Raw genomic sequence first — 19685 nt, 5'->3', positions numbered from 1 at the left:
GCTTTCGTGCGTTCGGGCCTCGGAACGCACGGACCCGCCCGGCAAACAGAAGGCGGCGGCGCGTCGTGCGGCGGCCGACGAATGCGTGGATGGTGCGCCAGACGCGCACCATGACGGCGCGGGGGAGGGGGCTGCCATGATGACCGGACGCGCACCCTGTCCGGGGGCGGCCGACGAATGCGTGGAGGGTGCGCCTGAAGCGCACCCGGACGGTTGGGGCCCGGAAGGTGCGGCGCGGTCCGGCGAGAGGGGAGAGCGCCTTCGTGGGTACGCTCACGCGTCTCCCTTCGCGATCCGCTTCAGGATGCGGCCGCGGCGCAGGCGGGACAGGCGCTGGAGCCAGAAGACGCCGTCGAGCTGGTCGATCTCGTGCTGCAGGCAGACGGACAGGAGACCGTCGGACGACAGGGTATGGTCGCGGCCGTCTAGATCCTGGAACGCCACGCGCACCCGTTCCGGCCGCACCACCTCGTCGACGATGCCCGGCAGCGAAACGCTTCCTTCCGCCTGACGTGTCGTCTCCTCGGACGACCACGTGACGGTCGGATTGGCGAGCGCCCGGACCTGATCACCCGGCAAGTCGAGCACGACGACACGCAGGCCGATCCCCACATGCGGCGCCGTGATCCCGATGCCGGGCGCCGCCCGGACCGTGTCGAGGAGGTCATCCGCGAGACGGCGGAGGTCCGCGTCGAACCGCTCCACCCGGTCGGCAGGCGTCTTCAGGCGGCTGTCCGGATACCGGACGATCGGAAGCACCGCCATGTCCTGGTCCCCCGCGACGTCACCCGGCCGTTGCTGCCTCAGATTGGCCGGCAGGCGTGCATAGCGCCCCCGCGCTCATCGCGCGAGTGTATGTTCGACCATATCTGGAAATGACCTCGCGGACCCACCGCGCGAACCTTAGTCCATCGGAGCTCTCGACAGATCTCCGCCGACCCGTGACAGACCCCAAGGGCTTCCCGGTTCTCGGACGCGTGACTCACGCCGACCCACCGCGCGAACCCTAGTCCATCGGAGCTCTCGACAGATCTCCGCCGACCTGTAACAGACCCCAATGGCTTGCCGGTTCTCGGCCGCGTCACTCACGCGGCCTCGCCCCGCGAGCCTACGTCCGCCGGAACCCTCTTTCAACATACGAGGCCCCGCCGCCCGAGCCGGGGGCCGCTCGAGTTCGCGCCCGTGCCGTCCACGGACCCGCCGGGCGCATCCACCCGGCCAGTCCATGGCGCGACGCCTCCGCAACGCCGGACCTGCCGCGGATCCTCGCCTCTCGATGCTCCGGGCCCGTTGCCGCCGTTCGGAGCGCCGCCGCGCGGGGGCGGCCGGGGCGTGGCCGACCGGCGATCGGGCGCCTTTCGGCGGCCCGCCGCTCCGGGCCGGGCCGCCTGGCGGGTCTCCGGTCACTCCAGGTGGGCGGAGAGCAGCTTGTTCATCTCGAACATGGTGACCTTCTTCTTGCCGAAGATCGGTTCCAGCTTGGCGTCCGCGATGATCTCCCGGCCGTCGTCCGGGTTCTGCAGCTTGTTGGACTTGATGTAGTCCCAAACCTTGCTGACGACCTCGCCGCGCGGCATCGCCTGGTCGCCGATCACGGCCGACAGTTCCTTCGACGGCTTGACCGGCTGCGCGATCGCCCCGCCGGCATTCCGGCCGGGCTTCTTGGAGCCGTCCGCGCTCGCCGACGCCTTGGATCCACCCGCGCTCGCGGTCTTCTTCGACCCGCCCGCGCCGGCCTTTTTCGAGTCGCCCGCGGCCTTCTTGGTCTCGCCTGCGTCCGCCGTCTTCTTCGATGAAGCCATGATGTCCTCCCAGTGAGGGTCGCCCGGTTGCGTCAACCCGGCAGACGCGCGCGCTGTTCCAAGCGGACGGCCCTCGAGGCCGCGGATTTCCGCCGGATCGCGCCCGAGCCGCCGCTCCGGAAGCGCCGGCCGGTCTGACGGCGCGCGAACGCCTCGACCGGGCTGGGCCGGACAGGCGCCTCGCTGGTCCATCGGCGTCCGGACACGCCGCCGCCGCCGGCCGCGATCCAGGGCCGCCCGGCGGCCCGCGTCGGATCACGCCAAGCCCCGCGCCCGGCCGCGTCCGGCGGTCCGGGCGAGCGACCCACGGGAGACGCCGCCGCGACGGTCAGGGGCGCCGGGCCAGGTAAACCCGGCCGTCCCAGAGCCGGAACGGCGTATCGTCCGCCGCCAGGGGCTGCAGGCCCGCCGCGCGGCCAAGAGCCTCGAAGTCGGCGCGGTCCGCCGCGGGATCGTCGCGATAGCTGTAGTTGACGACGAGCAGGCGCCCGCCGGGCCGCAGCACCCGCGCGGCCTCGGCCACATGGCGCGCCACCACGTCTCCGCCGGCATCGACCAGATAGGGAAAGGCGTCGATCGCCAGCACCAGGTCGAAGGTCTCCTCGTCGAGGGTCGAGAGGTCGCGCCCGTCCGTCAGCGCCACCGTCGCGTTCGGGAGGCCGGCGCACCGGGCCTTCGCCTCGGCCACCATGGCGGGCGAGATGTCGAGCCCGTGGACCGACCGCACCCGCCCGGCGAGCGCGGCCATGATCCGGCCGATGCCGCAGCCGATCTCCAGCACGTCGTAATCCTGCCGGAGCAACCCTTGCGCCTCCATGAAGCGGACGAGTTCGTCCGTCGCGGCGGCGAGAAGAGTCGGGTCGCCAAGGCTGTAGAGCGCCACGCCGCCCTCCGGCGACAGCGCCACCGCCCGGTCGAACATGGCGGCGGTCGCCGCGATGGCGGCGTCCGGGCCGCCCGCGCGCGGCGCGCCGTGGACCACCGCCGAGAGAAGCCCCTTCACGGTCGCGAAGGCGGTCGGGCGGGCGGCGAGGAGCGCCAGGAGATCGCGCCAGCAGGGCGTGTCCGGCTCGTCGGCGGCAAGGCGCGACAGGAGCCCGCGCGCGTCCTCCTCCGCGTCGGCCAGCATGAGCAGCCGCGTCAGCGCCATCGGCCCCGCCAGCGAGCCGGCCCGGCAGGCGTCCACCACGGCCGCCGCGCGGGTTTCCAGATCGGGAGCGGTCGGGTCGGGGTCGGTCATGGCGGGCCGGCCCGTCCGAGGGTGCGGCGGACCGTCGTCCGGTCGACGGCCCCCCAGGCGTATTTGTAGGGCTCCGCCCCGCGCAGGAAGTCCACCAGGGCGCAGCCGTCCCCGACGGCGGTCTCGATCAGGTGGTCCATGGCGAGCGATCCGGCCGACTCGGCCGAAAACGCCGGGTCGAAGCCGCCGAGGTAGGGCGCCGCGACGCCGCCGTGGCGGAGCTCGTAGATGACGGCCGCCGGCGTGGCGCCGAAGGTCACCTCGTGCAGCCGGGCGAGGCCGGCGGCGAGAAGACCCGGCAGGGCGGCCCGGTGGAAAGCCCGCACCCGCTCGTCCGCCAGCACGCCGTCTTCCCCGCGCTCCTGCCAGCGGGCGCCGTGCAGGGCGAACAGGGTGTCGAGGAAGCGGCCCGCGTCGTCCACCAGCGTGCGCCGCACCGGGCCGCGCGCCTCCGCCAGCCGCAGGCAGCGGCGGATGCTCCGCCGCTTGCGGGCGGGCACCGCCTCCAGGCCGCGCCCGGCGATCGCGAGCGTCGGCCGCACCGCCTGGTCGGCGCGCCCGTCTGTCCATCCGGGCGGGGCGCGCAGGCGGAGGGCGGCGGCGTCCGGCAAACAGTCCTCCAGCGACAGCACCGCCCAGTCCGCCATGGCGTCGAGGGCGTCCAGGATGGCCGGACCGGCGTCCGGCCGGGCGGGATGGACGAGGATGTCGAGGTCGTCCGAAATGCCGATCCCGAGCGGCAGCAGGCGCCGGCCATAGGGGCCGTCCTCCCGCCAGAGCGGCGCAAGCCCGATCAGGTCGTCGCCGTCGAACACCGCCACGGCGCGCACCTCGGCCGGCCGGAACACCGCCGTCCAGGGGATCAGCCAGGCCGGCGACTGGAAGGGCGAGGCGGTGCCGATCCGGCGCCAGAGCGCCCACCAGGCGGGTTCCAGGGCCTCGAGCTCTTGAAGGCGCGTCAGCACGCGGGTCCTGAGGACGTCGCCGCGCTCGGTGGCGAGCCGGCTCATGAGGCGACCCTCGGGCCGGCCGCGTCGCGCGCCAGCAAGGTTTCGTAGGCGGCGACATAGCGGGCGGTCATGGTCTTGAGCGAGAAGCGCCGGCGCGCCTCCGCCCGGCAGTGCCCGGGCGACAGCGATCGGGCGGCGTCGATCGCCTCCGCCATCTCCTCCACGCCGGTCACCAGGAAGCCGGTGCGGCCGTGCTCCACGATCTCCGGCAGCGCGCCGTTCGGAAAGGCCACCACGGGCGTTCCGCAGGCGAGCGCCTCCATGGCGACCAGGGAACTGGTCTCCGCGCAGAGGCTCGGCACCACCAGGCAGCGGGCGGCGGTCAAAAGGCGGCGCTTGCGCGCGAAGCCGAGCGGGCCGAGGAAACGGCGGCGGCGGTCGAGCCGCGGCCGCACCTCCTCGTCGAAATAGGCGCGGTGGCTCTCGTAGGCATAGACCTCGCCGCCGACGAGGAGGCTGTGGCCGCCCGCGCGGGCGGCGTCGAGGGCGAGGTGGATGCCCTTCTCCGGGCAGATCCGGCCGAGCACGAGGGCGAAGTCCCGCTTGGCGTGGCGGGCGGCCAGGTCGTCCACCGGCACCCCGTTCGGGATGGGGGCGAGCAGGCGCGCCTCCGGCGGGGCCGTCAGGGTCTGGGACGCGGAGACGCCGTGGAGCATCAGGTCCGGCCGGGGCGCGAAGGCGCCGGCCGGATACCAGTCGAGCGGCAGGTGCAGGGTCACCAGCGTCGGGCCGTCGTCCGGCAGGTAGGCCGGGAAATCGATCCCGTGCAGGTGCACGAGGTCCACCGCCGTCCCGGCGCGCACCCGCGCGATCGCCTCCCGGACGGCCGCCTGGGCGCGGGCCTTGGCGGCGTCGTCGAGCGATCCGGTCTCGGGCGGGATCGGCACCAGGGTGCCGGCCACGTCCGACCGGCCGTCGGCGATCACGATCGAGCGGTGGCCGGCGCGGGTGAGCGCCCGGTCCAGGTGCGAGAGCACCTGTTCGGCGCCGCCCACCGCGTCGGGGCCGACCGGCGCCAGCGGGTAGGCGACGGAGAGGACGGTGAGGCTCATGGCCCGTCCTCCAAGCCGTCCTCCGGGCCGTCCGCCAGCCGGTCGAGGGCGGGGGCGGCCAGCGTGAGGAAATCCCGCCCCGTGAGGCCGAGGCCCCACTGGTCGTAGAGGAAGCGGCCGCCGTTCGGGGCGGCGCGGAACACGGACCGGTCGAGCGGCCGCACCACCTCCGTGTCGCCCGCAAGGAGCGCCGTCACGCGGGCCTGGCTCCGGTGGCAGGCGATCAGGCGGTCCTTGGCGGAACGCGCCGCGGCGGCGAGCCGGATCTCGGTCGCGGGCGCGCCGCCCCCCTCCACCGGCGAGCGGACCAGCATGACGCCGTCCGGCCCCGCCCGGTAGAGCGGCACCTCCAGCACCTCGATCGGCCTTGCCGCCGCCCCGGCGATCCGGGCCGCGAGCGCCACCGAAAGCGCCGTCGCGTCATGGTCCGGGTGCCCGCCCTCGTAGGCGTGGGTCACCACCGCCTCGATCCGCCTCGCCTCGACGAGGCCCGCGAGCCGGAGGGCCGTCTCGGCCACGTGGCGCACGGCCGTCTGGTCCTGAAGGCCGAGCGCGACCCGGTTCGTCGCCGGAACGCCCGCGAGCGTCAGGGCCGCGTCGAGCTCCGCCGCCCGGGCGGCCCGGTAGGCGTCCGCCCCGTCGAAGCCGGCCGCGCGGGCGTCCGCCGGGTCGGCCGGCGCCCCGTCGGTCACGTGGACGACCAGGAGGTCGGCGAACCGGTCCATCTGGCCGCCGAGCATCAGCGCCTCGTCGTCCGGATGGGCGACGACGAGGGCCGTCCGCCGCGCGATCGGCGGCCGGTCCGGGTTGGCGAGGTCTTCGATCAGCGGCATGGCGCGTCGTCCCGGCCCCGCCTTCCGCGTCAGACCGCGGCCGCCACGGTCACCGGCCCGGCCGGCGTGGCGGGCGCGCGCTTCACGCCCAGCCGGGTTGCGTAGCGGTCGATCATGGAGGCGCAGAAGTCCGCGTACTCGTTCGGGTCGATGGGGGCGGAGGTGTGGTGCGGCATCAGCCCGCGATGTTCCGGCGTGAAGCAGAAGGTCACCGTCACGTCGAAGTCGCCGAGCGCGTCCATCTGCCGGTCGAACCAGTCGAGCGCGTTCGGCCGGAAGCTGTCCGCCCAGGAGAGGCCGGTGCGCAGGTAGGTCACGCCCAGGCGCTTCATCCAGGTCACCGCCTCGTCCAGCCGCGGGTCGTGGTAGTGGAACCACTGGCAGAAGCCGATCTCCGGGGTCAGGTCGCCGAACAGGTCGAGCGACGGCTTCGGCGTGCCGTCCTCCCGGATCAGGCCCATGTAGAAGTGCCGGTAGTAGGACGAGCCCTCCGCCTCCTTGTGGCGGGTGGTGGCGCCCCAGGCCTGCGGCAGGTCGAACAGCGAATACCAGTGGATGCGCGGCGCCTTGCCGGTCAGAAGCTCCGCCGTGCGCTTCAGGCCGAACACCTGCACCTCGTCGGCCCCGAAGGTGGAGATGCCCACCTCGCTCACCCAGATCGGCTTGTCGGTGACGGCGCGGATCTCGTCGATCTTCGCCGGCCAGTCGTGGATCGACCAGAGGTTCCAGTCGAGCGGGAAGCCGTGCACCGCCACCGCGTCGATCGCGTCCATCACGCCCTTGCCGGCGAGGTTCTGGACGAACAGCGGGTCGATCGGCGACATGCCGCCGAGCACCCGGGTCACGTCGCCGTTCGCCTGCCGCACGGCGTGTCCGGCCCGCGCCACCATGTCGGCGAACCGGTCCCAGCCCGGGTCCACCTCCGGGTCCCAGTGCGACTTGTTGTTCGGCTCGTTCCACAGCATGGCGGCTTCGATCATCGGGCGGCGTCCTTCGGGCTCCGGGCGGGATAGACGGCGGCGTTCGGGGTCGGGGCGTCGGCGCGGCGGCAGACGAACACCTCCTCCTCCGGATGGGCCAGGATGGTGAAGCCGGCGCTCCGCAGCATGGCCTCCGAGCAGGCCCGGTTCGGCGCCCACCAGTTGGTCGGGTCGTTGGAATAGTCGTGTTCGATGAAGTGCATCTTCGGATAGCCGGGCTTGTCGAAGTGCGCCGTCTCGGTGAACGGATAGTCCCGCTCCACCGGCTCCACCTCGTTGGACCCGCGCTGCATGGACTGGAAGACCAGGAGGTCGCCCGCCACGTGCTCGTGGATCAGGTCGAGGGCGAGCAGCGGGTGGCGGAGGTGGTAGAGCACCCCCATGAAGATCACCACGTCGAACGTTTCGCCGAGCGCCGCCACGTCGTAGATCGAGAGCTGGCGGAACTCGATGTCGGCGCCCGCCACCTCGGCGGCGAACCGGGCCTGCGCCAGATAGTCCTCGTCGAAGTCGATGCCCACCACCCGGGCGGCCCCGCGCTTCTTCATCTCGATGGAGTAGAAGCCGGCGTTGCAGCCGATGTCGAGCACGGTCCTGCCTGTCAGGTCCGCCGGGATCGCGGCCTCGAACCGGCGCCACTTCACGGCCGGATAGTCGCCGAGGAAGTGGTCGGGCGCGGTCATCACGCCGTTGAGGTCCAGGTTGTGGAACCAGGGGCCGAGCGCCTCCACGCGGGCGCGGATGTCGTCTTTGCTCAGGTGCTGCACGGGCGTCATTCCGGACGATTGGGAGTGTGGGTGAGGCCGGTGAACGGCCGGCCGGTCGGCCAGCCGAGGGCGACGCGGCTGCCGGTGGCTCCGTCGCCGGAAGGGGTTCGGGCCGCCTCCGCCAGGAGGCCGAGGGCGGCGCGGTAGCCGTTGAGGGTGCCGACGTCCACGTAGGACTCGCCCGCCTTCACGCCCACCGCCTCGCCGCCCCGCTGCAGCCAGGCGTTCACGAGGGTGCCGAAGTATTCGTCCTGCCCGTCCCGCTCGTCGAACAGGGCCTTCAGCGCATGGAGCACGCGGCCGGGCATCTTGAATCCGCCCCAGATCCAGGAGGAGCGCGCGTCCGGGCTCTTCACCTGGATCTCCTCCACGCGCCCGGCCTCGTCCGTCACCACGGCGTCGAAATATTCCGGATGCTCCACCGGGAACAGCAGGAAGGCCAGCGTATCGTCCGGCAGGGCCGAAAAGCCGCCGAGCGGCATCCACACCGTGTCGGGCAGGCCGATCAGCACCGGCTCGTCCGGCCCGATCAGCGGCGCGGCGCGGAACAGCGCGTCGCAGAGGCCCGCCGGCGAGGGCTGCACCACGTAGGCGACGGAAGCGTCCGCGTAGGAGCCGCCGTAATACTCCAGGATGTCCGACTTGCCGGGCGCGATCACGAAGCAGATCTTGTCCGCCCCGCCGGCGATCATGCGCTCGACGAGATACTCGCTCACCGCGCAGGGCCGCTCCACCCCGTGGTCGAGCCGGCTGCCGACGGGCAGGAGTTCCTTGGAAAAGGCGAGCGGCTGGATCCGCGTGCCACGGCCTGCGGCCGGTACGATGCCCCACATGGGCCTGTCCTCCCGTTGTCCTCGCCCCGCTCCGACCGTCGTGCGATCAACGCGCCGCTCAAGAAACCGGTTCGCCCGCCGCCAGCGCGGGGCGATCCGCCATGCGGGCGAGGATGCTCTCCAGCGTGGCGGCCCGGTGGTCCGACGTATGCTCGGCCAGCACCCGCGCCCGCGCCGCCTCGGCGATCCGGGCCCGCTCGGCGGCGGAGAGGTCGAGCGCCGCCAGGGTGTCGTCCGTCGTCCGGGCGATCAGGATCTCCCGCCCCGGCTCGAAGAACTGGTCGAGCCCCGGCCAGGTGTCGGACAGAAGCACCGCCCCGCAGGCGGCCGCCTCGAACAGGCGCCCGGACGGGCACCAGCCCGACCGGGCCATGGCCTCGCGGGTGATGTTCAGCGTCAGCCGCGACGACGCGTAGAAGGCCGGGTGGGCGTCCGGCGGCAGGTGCCGCACGAAGAAGATGTTGTCCCCCCACGGGAAGTCGTCCGGATACTGGGCGCCCGCGATCACGAACCGCCCGTCCGGCCGGGCCCGGGCGGCGTCCACGAACAGCGCCTGCAGGGCCGCCTGCCGGTCGTCCGCATAGGTGCCGATGTAGGAAAGATCGCCCGCGAACACCGGGTCCGGGTCGGCCGGGCGGTGCACGTCCGGGTCCACGTGGCCGTAGAGGGGCGCCGCCGCCGGCGCCTTCAGGCGCGCCGTGAGGGCGTCGAGCGCCGGCCCGCCGGTGTAGCTGAGCGCCAGGTCGTAGCCGGCGAGCCCCTCCGGGCCGATCCAGGCGAGGCTTTCGCCCGCGTCCAGTTTGGCGAGCGTCACCGGCGTGTCGAGGTCGTAGAACACCCGCCGTCCGCGGCCCATCCCGGCCACCATCTCGCCGGCCGCCAGGCCGTCCGGGCAGAAGGACGTCACCATGCCGACGTCCGCGTCGGCGAGGTGCCGCCGGGCGAGCGCCCGCACGTCCTCGAACCGCTCGTAGAGAACGAGCTCGCCGTTCGGCACCGCGTGATAGTCCCGCGCGCCCCGGTACCAGCTGACGTCCTTCTCGAAGAAGACCACCTGCCAGCCCCGCCGGGCGAGGGCCTTCACGAGGCCCCGCCAGAGGGTCGCGTGGCCGTTGCCCCAGGAGGACGAGATGGAGAGGCCGAAGACGACGAGTTTCACCGGCCGGTCTCCCCGTCGCTGTCCGGACCCCGGTCGTTGAGCCGCACGAGCCTCGCCCCGTGGGGCTCGACGTCGATCGTCGTCACCGAGGCCGGGTCCACGTCGAACCGGTGCAGCGCGTCGAGCCCGAGGCCGAGCACCGCCGCCACCACCGCCTTGATCGGGTCCGCGTGCCCGACCAGCACGACCGCGCCCTCCGGCCCGTCGGCCGTCATACGGTGGAGGTGCCGCACCATGCGGCCCTGCGCCGCCGCCATGGTCTCGCCGTCCGGCGCCCGGGCGAGCGACCGCGCGGCGTTCCAGCGCCGCCAGTCCGGGTCCGCCTCGAGGGCGTCGAAGCTCATGCCGGTCCAGCGGCCGAAGTCGATCTCGTCCAGGTCCTCCGCCACGGTCACCGCAATGCCGTGCGGCGCCGCGATTGCCTCCGCGGTCTCCCGCGCCCGCTCCCGGGGGCTCGCGTGGATCGCGGCGAGGCGCGCGCCGGCGAACCGCCGGGCGAGCGCGGCGGCCTGTGCTCGTCCCGTCTCCGCCAGGTGGGCGCCGGGCGCCCGGCCGGTCAGGATCCGGCCCACGTGGGCGTGCGCGGCGTGGCGGACGAGATGGACCACCGTCAAAGCCGCGCCCCGGCCGGCTCGTCGTCGTTGCCGGCGATGAAGGCCAGCGTGCGCCGCCGGGCCTCGTCGTCGGTGAACTGCACGGGCGGCGACTTCATGAAGTAGCTGGAGGGCGCGATCAGCGGGCCCTTCAGGCCGCGGTCGAGCGCCAGCTTGGCGCAGCGCACCGCGTCGATCACGATGCCGGCGGAGTTCGGGCTGTCCCAGACCTCCAGCTTCAGCTCCGCGTTCAGCGGCACGCCCCCGAAGGTGGTGCCCTCCATGCGGATGTAGGCCCACTTGCGGTCGGTCAGCCACGGCACGTGGTCGCTCGGCCCCACGTGCACGTTCTCCGGGTCGAGCTGGATGTCGAGCTGGCTGGTGACCGCCTGGGTCTTGGAGACCTTCTTGGATTCCAGCCGCTCCCGCTCCAGCATGTTCTGGAAGTCGGTGTTGCCGCCGAAGTTGAGCTGGTAGGTGCGGTCCAGCCGCACGCCGCGCTCGCGGAACAGGTTGGTGAGCATCCGGTGCACGATCGTGGCGCCCACCTGGCTCTTGATGTCGTCGCCGATGATCGGCAGGCCGCGGTCCTCGAAGCGCTTCGCCCACTCGGGCTTCGACGCGATGAACACCGGCATGCAGTTGACGAACGCGCAGCCGGCCTCCAGCGCCTGCTCGGCGTAGTATTCCGCGGCCTGCTGCGAACCGACCGGCAGGTAGGAGACGAGCACGTCCGTGCGGGTGTCCTTCAGGATCGCCGTCACGTCGGCGACCGGCGCCTCGGATTCCTCGATCTCGTCGCGCACGTACTTGCCGAGCCCGTCCAGCGTCTTGCCGCGCGCGACGGTGACACCGGTGGGCGGCGCCTTGGCGAACACGTGGGTGTTGTTGGGGCGGGCGTAGATGGCCTCGGCGACGTCGCGGCCCACCTTGCGGGCGTCCACGTCGAAGGCGGCCGACACCTCGATGTCGCCCACGTGATAGCCGCCGAGGTCCACGTGCATCAGCCCGGGGATGGGCTCGTTGCCGCGGGCGTCCTTGTAGTATTCGAGCCCCTGGACCAGGGACGAGGCGCAGTTGCCGACACCGACGATGCCGAGGCGCAGGGATCTAGGGCTCAAGGGGTGGCTCCGGAGCGACTGTCGAACGGCCCGCCAACCTGGAGGGAAAGCGGTGCCGGAGGTCGAACCCGGAGCCGCCGGATTTGTTCCGGCGGTCATGCTGAAGCGTCGGCGGCGCCGTTCGGTGCGGGCGCCGCCGGCCGTGTCGTGGCCCCTCAGGCGGCCTTCACCTCGCCGAGGAAGCTGTCCACCTCGCGGCCGAGCTCGGCGGAATGGCGGGCGAGCTCCTTGGCGGCCGACAGCACCTGGGTTGCGGCCGCGCCCGTCTCGCCGGCGTTCGCCCGCACGGTCAGGATGCTGCCTGTCACCTCCTCGGTGCCGCGCGCCGCCTGGTGCACGTTGCGCGAGATCTCGTTGGTCGCCGAGCCCTGCTCCTCCACGGCCGCCGCGATGATGCCGGAGATGTCCGCCATCTGGCCGATCACCGCGCCGATCGCCTGGATCGCCGTCACCACGTCGCCGGTCGCCGTGCGGATCTCGCCGATCTGGGCGGAAATCTCGCCGGTCGCCTTGGATGTCTGGGTGGCGAGGGCCTTGACCTCGCTCGCCACCACGGCGAAGCCGCGCCCGGCCTCGCCCGCCCGGGCCGCCTCGATGGTGGCGTTGAGGGCCAGAAGATTGGTCTGGTCCGCGATGGTGCTGATCAGGTCCACGATGGCGACGATCCGGTCCGCCGCCTGGGCGAGGCCCTTCACCTGCCCGTCCGCCTCGCGGGCGCTCGCCACCGCCTGGGCGGCGATGCCGCCCGACTGGCCGACGCGGGTGGCGATCTCCTGCACCGAGGCGGCGAGCTCCTCGGTCGCCGCCGCCACGGTCTGCACGTTGGCGGAGGTCTGCTGGGCGGCGCTCGCCACCTGGGTGGAGTTGCGGTTGGTCTCGTCCGCCACGCTCGCCATGGATCCGGCGGTCGCCTCCAGCTCGGTGGAGGCGGATTCCAGGCTCGTGGTCAGGCCGCGCACGCTGCGCTCGAACCGGGCGGTCAGCTCGTCCAGCATCTTGGCCCGGCGCATCTTGGCCTCGTTCTCCGCCTCCTGGGCGGCGGCGAGGCGCCGCGCCTCGGCCTCGCGCGCCTTGAAGGTGGCGAGCGCGCGGGCGAGCGCGCCCACCTCGTCGCCCCGGTCGGCGCCGATCACCTCCGCGTCGAGGTCGCCGGATGCGAGCCGGGCCAGCGACCCGGTGATCTGGCCGAGCGGCCGCGTCACGAGCCCGATCAGGATGAAGCCGAGGAGACCGATGCAGGCGGTGAGGCCGACGGCGGCGCTGATGACCAGGGTGTTGCGGGTGGAATCGGCGAAACTCTCCGCCGCCACGCGCGCCGTCTCCAGCTCCTGCGTCAGGATGTCGACGCGGGCGGCGAGCGCGTCGCCCACGGCCTTCCGCTCGGAACGGCCCTCGCCGAGCGACAGGGTCTCCGCGTCGTTCGCGCGGCCGGCGAGAGACAGGCCGACGCTGCGGTCGGCGGTCTCCAGGTAGCGGGTCACGTCGGCGCGGAGCCGCTCGTTCGAGGCCTTTCGCTCCGGCGTATCCGCCAGGGCCACGAGCGCGTCCATAGCCGCGAGGGCCTGTTTGCGGGCGGCGTCGTAGCCGGCCTTGTAGCCGGCCATGGCGTCCGGCCGGACGTCGATGATGAGGTTCTTTTCCTGGATCGAGGCCTCGTCCACAGCGACGATCGCCTCCAGGAGCAGCGCCTTGCGCGTGGCCGACACGTTGATCACATGCTCTGCCCTCTCGGACATGGTGCCCATGCCGGTCGCGGCGGTGACGACGAGCGCGATCATGACGGCGATCAGGATGGCGACCGGAATCGCCAGCTTCGTCACGATGCCGATATTCTTCAGAAATTGCATTTTACGGGCCCTGCACGATCCGAAACCATCGCCGGATCAAGGAGTCCGGCAGATGCATGAATCCTGCAGGTCAACGATTAAGACTTCTTAGTTATGGGATGACCGTAGAATCCCGTATGCGCCATCGCTCCGGCGCTCCACCCGCCGGCCCGACCGGCGTACGACCCGTTGCCCCTGACGGTCGCGACCGGCGCCGGAGATCCCGCCGGTCCCGGCCGGCCCGGGCGGCTCTGGCGCCGCCCCGGCCGGCCGTGGCGGCGCGTCAGGCCTTGGGCATCAGCACGGTGTCGATCACGTGGACGACGCCGTTCTTCTGGGTCACGTTGGCCTGGGTCACCATGGCGGTGTTGCCGGCCGCGTCCATCAGGGCGATCCCGCCGTCCTTCATCATGGCGGTCAGCGTGCCGCCGGCTACGGTCTTCAGCTCCGCCTTGCCGCCGCCGGCGTCGATGGCGGCCGCCAGGGCGTTCGCCGTGTAGTTCCCGGCCACCACGTGGTAGGTCAGGATCCCGGTCAGGGTGTCCTTCATCTCCGGCTTCACCAGGTTGTCCACGGTGCCGGCCGGAAGCTTGGCGAAGGCGTCGTTGGTCGGGGCGAACACCGTGAACGGACCGTCCGACGCGAGCGTGTCCACGAGGCCGGCGGCCGTCACCGCCGCCACCAGCGTGGTCAGGTTGTCGGCCTTGGAGGCGTTCTCCGGAATGGTCATCGTCGGCAGCATGGGGGCGCCGCCCACCATCGGGGGCTCCTGCGCGACGGCGGCGCCGGCGAAGCCGAGGAACGCGACGGCGGCGATGCGCACCGCGAGCGACGAACGGGTCTTGGACATGTCATAAACCTCCCAAACCGATCAGCTTGATGCTGACCGATGCCCGGCTTACGGGGCCGGCTTGAGAACGGTTTTGCATGAGCCGTACACGTCTCCGGCACGAATGCGTGAGACGGCCGTGATTCGGAGAACGTCATTCCAGACGCGCCCCATCCGACGCCATCAGCCCGTGTCGGACCAGGGGTCCTCCACCCGGGGCCAGATCGCCCGCGTCAGCTTGCGGTAGTCGGTCGCGCGCGGGTTCGACGGGTAGGGCGCGCCCGCGTCGACATAGACGATCTCGCGGGCGATCCTGGAGAAGCCGGCGTAGAAGTGGTTGGTGGACTTCACCAGCAGCAGGTCCTTCTCCAGCGGGTCGACGCCGAGGTTGGAGAAGATGTCCGGCTCGAAGGTCTGGGTCCGGTTGGTGTTGAGGATCACGTCCACCTCGGTGCCGACGATCCGGATCACCGTCGCCGGGCCGAGCGTCACCCGGCTCGCCCCGAAGCTCTGCCAGCCCTCCTCGGCGACGGCGAGGATGCGCACCCTCGCGTCGATCGGGTCGCCGGCGGGCGCCGAGGTCTTGCCGCCGAACCGCATGGTGATCTCCGCGCCCACGCCCGCCCCGTGGGCGAAGGCCGCCGCGATCGGGTCCCAGATGGTGGCGACGCCCACGTTCGTCAGGCCGCGCTCCAGGATGCGGCGCAGGATCAGCGTGCCGTCGCCCGCCGTGCCGCCGCCCGGATTGTCCCACACGTCCGCCACCACCACCGGCCCGCCCTTGCCGGCGACCGCGTCGAGCGCCGCGTCGATCCCGGCGTCGATGCCGAGCATCGGCATGGCGGTCTTTCCCCTGAGGTCGATGATCTCGCGCCCCAGCCGTTCCGCGAGCGCCGCCCCCTTGGCGGCGTCGCCGTCGCTCACCACCAGCATGCGGGTGCCCATCTCCGGCACGTCGGCCGCCATGAAGCCGTGGATCAGCGACACGGACAGGATGCCGTCCCGCCCCTCCAGCGCCTTCATGCGGTCCACGAAGCCCCGCATGGGCTGGCGGCTGGTCGGGTAGACGTCGATCATCCGGCAGTCGAAGGTGGCGATCACCGGCGAGATCTCGCCGGCAAGCGCGCGAAGCGCCAGATCCACCACGTGCTCGCCGCGCTCGTAGAAGTCCGTGTGCGGAAACTCCTGGAAGGCCGCCAGGATGTCCGACGCCGCCACCCGCTGGGGGGTCAGGTGGCTGTGCGGGTCGATCTCGGCGGCGATCAGCACGTCGTCGCCCACCATGGCGCGCACCCGCGCCAGGAGGTCGCCCTCGCAGTCGTCGTAGCCGTCCGCCACCATGGCGCCGTGGAGGCCGAGCACCACGCCGTCCACCGGCATGGCGTCCCGCAACTGGTCCAGGATCTCGTCCCGGAGGCCCTCGTAGGTGGCCCGGTTGACGAGCCCGCCCGGCTCCGCCCAGGTGGACGTGCCCTCGATCACCGTCAGGTCGGTTCGCTCCCGGGCCCGGCGGCGCAGCGCCAGCACCGGCGAGGAGCAGAGCGTCGGCGTTTCCGGATGGCGTCCGGGCGGCGCGTAGAAGGCCATCTCGAAACACGCCCGGTCGGTTGGCACCGGCGAGAAGGTGTTGGTCTCGGTGGCGAGCGACGCCGTGAAGATGCGCATGGGATGAGACCTGCGAGGGGTGAGGCGGGGCGGCCGGCCGCCCGCGCCGGGATCAGGACTTCGGAGCGTAGGCGACCGCCTCGATCTCGATCTTGATGTCGATCATCAGCCTGGACTCCACCGTGGTGCGGGCCGGCGGCTCGGACGGGAAATAGGTGGCGTAGACCGTGTTGAAGGCGCCGAAGTCGCGGGCGTCCTCCAGCCAGACGGTGGTCTTCACCACGTCCTCCAGGCGGGCGCCGGCCAGCGCCAGCGCCGCCTTCACGTTCTCCAGCACCTGCCGGGTCTGGGGCACGATGCCGCCGGCCACCACCGTTCCGTCCGGTCCGACCGGCACCTGGCCGGACACGTAGACGAAGTCGCCGGCCCGGACGGCGGGCGACAGCGGGACGTGGGAGGTGCCGAAGGTTTCCTTGGGCATGGGTCCGTTCTCTTTTCCGGATACGTGCGGGAGGAGGGCGGCCGTCACTTGACGGCGCCGAGGGCGAGGCCGCGCACGAGATAGCGCTGCAGCCAGGCGAACAGGATGGCGACCGGCAGGGTCGCCACCAGGGTCGCCCCCATCACGTGGTGCCATTCCACCGTGTAGCGGCCGGCGACCAGCGAGAAGACCTGGATCGGCAGGGTGTAGCTCTCCTGCCGGCGCAGCAGCGTCAGCGCGATGACGAACTCGTTCCAGGCGTTGATGAAGGTGAAGATGGCCGTCACCGCGATGGCCGGCGTCACCAGCGGCAGGAACACCCGGCGCAGGGTCTCGGCCCGGCCTGCCCCCTCCATCCAGGCCGCCTCCTCCAGGTCCTTCGGCACCGTGTCGAAATAGCTCTGCAGCATCCAGACCGTGAAGGCGATGTTGAAGGCCATGTAGACGAGGCCGACCGCGCTCACGCTCTCCACGAGCCCGAGCGACGCCATCAGGCGGAACAGGCCGACCACCAGCACGATGGGCGACAGCATCTGCGAGACGAGCAGGAACTGGCGCACCAGCCCGCGCCCGGCGAACCGGAAGCGCGACATGGCATAGGCCGCCGGGATGGACACCAGGATGGCGCCGACCGTCGCGATGCCCGACGCGTAGAGCGAATTCATCAGCGCCTGGCCGAAGTTCGTCGCCACCCACATGTCGGCGAAGTTCCGCAGCCGCAGCTCGCTCGGCCACCAGGTCGGGTTCAACACCTCCGCCTGGGGCTTCAGCGCCGTGATGGTCATCACGGCGAACGGAAACAGGATCAGCACGACCAGCGGCGCCAGCAGCGTCCAGGCGAGAAGGGTGCGCTTCCACTTCCTGCTCATCGGGCCTCCTCCCGCATGGCGAGCCGGACGTAGAGGATGGTGAAGACCAGCAGGATGGCGAGCATCACCACCGACACGGCGGAGGCCTCGCCGAGCTTTCCGATCCGGAAGCCCAGCTTGTAGAGATGCGTCACCAGGATGTCGGTGGAGTTCGCCGGCCCGCCCTGGGTCATCACCCAGATGATCGGGAAGCTGTTGAACACGTAGATGGTGTTCAGCACCATCGCGATGTTGAGGAAGGGCTTCAGGAGCGGCAGCGTGATGTGGCGGAACTGCTGCCAGCGGCCCGCCCCTTCCAGGGCGCTCGCCTCGTAGAGGTCCTGCGGGATGGACGACAGGCCGCCGAGGAAGATGGTGGTGGTGAACGGGATGGTGACCAGGATGCCGATCCCGATCTGCATCGGGAAGGCGAGGCCCGCGGTCGCCAGCCACTGCACGTTGGCGTCGATGATGCCGAGGCCCCGGAGCGCGGAGTTCAGCATGCCGCTCTCCCCGTTCAGCGCCCAGCGCCAGACGATGGCCGTCATGGTCAGCGACACCGCCCAAGGCAGCATCACGATCACCCGGGCGACGTCGCGGCCGTAGAAGTCCTCGTTGAGGATCATCGCCACCGGCACCGAGATCAGGATCGTCCCGCCGACGACCGCCACCGTCCACACCACCGTGCGGATCAGCGCCGCCGTGAAGTTCGGGTCGGCGATGAGCGCCTTGAAGTTGGCGAAGTCGTTGTAGTCCCTCAGCTGGCCGAACCGGTTCACGTTGTGGGTGGCGATCTCCAGGAGGTCGCCGACCGGCCAGAAGATCACGCCCGCCGCCAGGATGAGGCTCGGCAGGAGGAGAACGTAGGGGAGGAAGCGGGCGCGGCTCGGCACGGGAAGGAGCGTCCGGTCAGGGGGAAACGAGGTCGAGGATTGGTGACGCCGCGATGCGAACGATCCCTCCCCTTGAGGCGAAGGTGGCCGAAAACCGCCGGGAGCGACCGTCTTCCGCATCAGCCGGCCGCCGGCCCAAGGACAAGCGCCTCGACCGGTCACCGATGGCGAACGATCTCTCCCCTCAGGGGAGGGTCCGGCCGAAGGCCGGGGGAGGGGTCGTCTTCTTCCCCGGACGCCGGGCGCTTCCCTTCAACACGGCAAGCGCCCGACCCCAGGGAGAGCAACCCCACCCGACCGGCCGCCGGGGCCTCGCAAGGCCCCGACGTCCTCCATGCCTTACTGCTTCAGGATGGCGTCGGCCTTGGCGGCGGCGTCCTTCAGGGTCGCCTCCACGTCGCCCTCGCCGAGGTAGATCTTCTGCAGGGCGTCGGAGGTGATCTGCGCGATCTCCTCCCAGCCGGTGATCACCGGGGCGAAGCGGGCGTCCGGCAGCAGCGCGGTGAATTCCTTCAGGTCCGCGTTGTTGACGTAGTAGTCCATCTTGGCCTCTTCCTGGTTCACCGGAAGGAAGCCCTCGTTCTGCGTGAACTTGGCGCGCTGCTCGGTGGTGAACAGGAAGTCCATGAACTTCCAGGCCTCGTCCTTCACCTGGCTGTTCTTGAACATGATGATGCTGTCGGTGACGCCGTAGGTGCCCCGGTCGCCGGTCGGGCCGGCCGGGATGGCGGTCACGCCGTAGTTGAGGTTCGGCGCCTCCTCCTTGATCTGGTTCGACAGGAAGGGGGCGGTGATCATCATGCCCACCTTGCCCTGCTTGAACAGGTTCTGCACGTCCTCGCGGGCGTAGGAGGTGACGCCCGGCTGGGTCGCCTTGCTGTCGATCAGGCTCTTGTAGAGCTTGGCCGCCTCGATGGCGCCCGGATCGTCGAGGCCGGAGGTGCCGTCCTCGCCCAGGATCTCGGCGCCGTACGACCACATGGCATAGTAGAAGTAGACGTCCGTCTCGATCTCCTTGCCCTGCAGGCCGTAGCCGTAGACCTCGCCGCCAAGGCCGGAGATCTTCTCGGCCGCGGTCTTCAGCTCGTCCCAGGTCTTCGGCGGCTCGGAAACGCCGGCCTTCTCCAGGAGATCCTTGTTGTAGTACATGGCGCGCGCCGAGGCGGCGATCGGCAGGCCGTAGATCTTGCCGTCCATCACCGAGGGCGACAGGAAGGTCTCGATGAAGCGGCCCTTGAACTCGTCGGTGATGTAGGAGTCCAGCGGTTCGGCCACGTCCTGGCTGACGAAGTCCAGGAGCCAGCGGGTGCCGATGATGGACAGGTCCGCGTTGGAGCCGCCGGCGATGTCCGTGGTCAGCTTCTGCAGCAGCACGTCCCACGGCACCACTTCGATCTCGATGTTGGTGTCCGGGTTCGCCGCCTCGAATTCCTTGGCGGCCTCCTCGAAGTAGGGGCCGGTCTTGGCGCTGTATTCGGCCACCGTCACGCGCACGGTGCCGGCCTTTGCGGCGGTGAGCGCCGCGAGGCTGAGGCCGGCCGCGAGGCCGAGCTTGAAGAGAGCGGATCTGGTCATGTCGCCTCCACGATAAAGGGCCCCGCTCCTCGGCGGCGGTCCCTTGAGATGATCCCCGTCGAAGCGCCCGTCGGTGGTCGGCGCGGCGCTCCAGCCGCCCTGGAGGGACGGTCTGATGTTTGTTACTTTCCTACATTATGCGGGTTTTGGACCCGCACAAGTCCTTTTTTGATGTTGCCAAATTACATTTCCCGCGCCCATGATGAGGCGCCGCGAGACAAGATCCGCCGAGGGCGCA

The 19685-nt window shown here is 71.3% G+C and carries 19 protein-coding genes; all 19 read right to left on the bottom strand.

Annotated elements, in window-relative coordinates:
• Positions 1-273: 273 nt before the first annotated feature.
• Positions 274-765 (bottom strand): peptide deformylase, encoded by a 492-nt coding sequence (locus HND91_RS10080; protein ID WP_181706425.1) that lies wholly within the window; start codon positions 763-765, stop codon positions 274-276.
• Between the two features lie 638 nt (positions 766-1403).
• On the bottom strand, positions 1404-1802 hold the full coding sequence (locus tag HND91_RS10075) for an SWIB/MDM2 domain-containing protein (protein ID WP_181706424.1): 399 nt from the start codon (positions 1800-1802) through the stop codon (positions 1404-1406).
• 328 nt (positions 1803-2130) lie between these two features.
• Entirely contained in the window at positions 2131-3042 is a 912-nt protein-coding gene (locus tag HND91_RS10070) for a class I SAM-dependent methyltransferase (protein ID WP_181706423.1), read from the bottom strand.
• Positions 3039-4052, bottom strand: a complete 1014-nt coding sequence (locus HND91_RS10065) for a GNAT family N-acetyltransferase (protein WP_181706422.1) — start codon at positions 4050-4052, stop codon at positions 3039-3041. The genes HND91_RS10070 and HND91_RS10065 overlap by 4 nt, the downstream gene beginning before the upstream one ends.
• A complete protein-coding gene (locus tag HND91_RS10060; protein ID WP_181706421.1) occupies positions 4049-5104 on the bottom strand; it encodes a glycosyltransferase in 1056 nt (351 codons plus the stop codon). The genes HND91_RS10065 and HND91_RS10060 overlap by 4 nt, the downstream gene beginning before the upstream one ends.
• Positions 5101-5937, bottom strand: coding sequence for a PIG-L deacetylase family protein (locus tag HND91_RS10055; RefSeq protein ID WP_181706420.1), 837 nt, complete (start codon positions 5935-5937; stop codon positions 5101-5103). Before HND91_RS10055 ends, HND91_RS10060 begins: the two co-directional genes overlap by 4 nt.
• 29 nt (positions 5938-5966) lie before the next feature.
• Complete coding sequence (locus HND91_RS10050; RefSeq protein ID WP_181706419.1) at positions 5967-6917, bottom strand: glycoside hydrolase 5 family protein; 951 nt, start codon at positions 6915-6917, stop codon at positions 5967-5969.
• The gene (locus tag HND91_RS10045; protein ID WP_425485430.1) at positions 6914-7684 is read right to left on the bottom strand and encodes a TIGR04290 family methyltransferase; all 771 of its coding nucleotides are present in this window, start codon (positions 7682-7684) and stop codon (positions 6914-6916) included. The genes HND91_RS10050 and HND91_RS10045 overlap by 4 nt, the downstream gene beginning before the upstream one ends.
• 5 nt (positions 7685-7689) lie before the next feature.
• On the bottom strand, positions 7690-8517 hold the full coding sequence (locus HND91_RS10040; RefSeq protein WP_181706417.1) for a nucleotidyltransferase family protein: 828 nt from the start codon (positions 8515-8517) through the stop codon (positions 7690-7692).
• Between the two features lie 58 nt (positions 8518-8575).
• Positions 8576-9676 carry a glycosyltransferase family protein gene (locus HND91_RS23045; RefSeq protein ID WP_181706416.1) on the bottom strand — a complete coding sequence of 367 codons (1101 nt, stop codon included), beginning with the start codon at positions 9674-9676 and terminating at the stop codon, positions 8576-8578.
• The gene (locus HND91_RS10030; protein WP_181706454.1) at positions 9673-10284 is read right to left on the bottom strand and encodes a histidine phosphatase family protein; all 612 of its coding nucleotides are present in this window, start codon (positions 10282-10284) and stop codon (positions 9673-9675) included. Before HND91_RS10030 ends, HND91_RS23045 begins: the two co-directional genes overlap by 4 nt.
• 2 nt (positions 10285-10286) lie before the next feature.
• Positions 10287-11390: an inositol-3-phosphate synthase gene (locus tag HND91_RS10025; RefSeq protein ID WP_181706415.1), complete on the bottom strand. Its 1104-nt coding sequence runs from the start codon at positions 11388-11390 to the stop codon at positions 10287-10289.
• A gap of 155 nt (positions 11391-11545) precedes the next feature.
• Positions 11546-13237, bottom strand: a complete 1692-nt coding sequence (locus HND91_RS10020; protein ID WP_181706414.1) for a methyl-accepting chemotaxis protein — start codon at positions 13235-13237, stop codon at positions 11546-11548.
• Positions 13238-13499: 262 nt separating this feature from the next.
• Positions 13500-14066: a fasciclin domain-containing protein gene (locus tag HND91_RS10015; protein WP_181706413.1), complete on the bottom strand. Its 567-nt coding sequence runs from the start codon at positions 14064-14066 to the stop codon at positions 13500-13502.
• 162 nt (positions 14067-14228) lie between these two features.
• On the bottom strand, positions 14229-15710 hold the full coding sequence (locus HND91_RS10010) for a M81 family metallopeptidase (RefSeq protein ID WP_181706412.1): 1482 nt from the start codon (positions 15708-15710) through the stop codon (positions 14229-14231).
• Positions 15711-15762: 52 nt separating this feature from the next.
• Positions 15763-16131, bottom strand: coding sequence for a RidA family protein (locus HND91_RS10005; RefSeq protein ID WP_181706411.1), 369 nt, complete (start codon positions 16129-16131; stop codon positions 15763-15765).
• Between the two features lie 44 nt (positions 16132-16175).
• On the bottom strand, positions 16176-17000 hold the full coding sequence (locus HND91_RS10000) for a carbohydrate ABC transporter permease (RefSeq protein ID WP_181706410.1): 825 nt from the start codon (positions 16998-17000) through the stop codon (positions 16176-16178).
• Positions 16997-17872: a carbohydrate ABC transporter permease gene (locus HND91_RS09995; protein ID WP_343057271.1), complete on the bottom strand. Its 876-nt coding sequence runs from the start codon at positions 17870-17872 to the stop codon at positions 16997-16999. Before HND91_RS09995 ends, HND91_RS10000 begins: the two co-directional genes overlap by 4 nt.
• A gap of 339 nt (positions 17873-18211) precedes the next feature.
• Positions 18212-19447: an ABC transporter substrate-binding protein gene (locus tag HND91_RS09990; protein ID WP_181706408.1), complete on the bottom strand. Its 1236-nt coding sequence runs from the start codon at positions 19445-19447 to the stop codon at positions 18212-18214.
• Between the last annotated feature and the right edge of the window lie 238 nt (positions 19448-19685).

It is taken from the genome of Chthonobacter rhizosphaerae (genome assembly GCF_013839525.1).
Lineage (GTDB): Bacteria > Pseudomonadota > Alphaproteobacteria > Rhizobiales > Pleomorphomonadaceae > Chthonobacter > Chthonobacter rhizosphaerae.
Note: the sequence above shows the minus strand (reverse complement) of the source record. Positions and strands in the feature narration are given on the sequence as shown.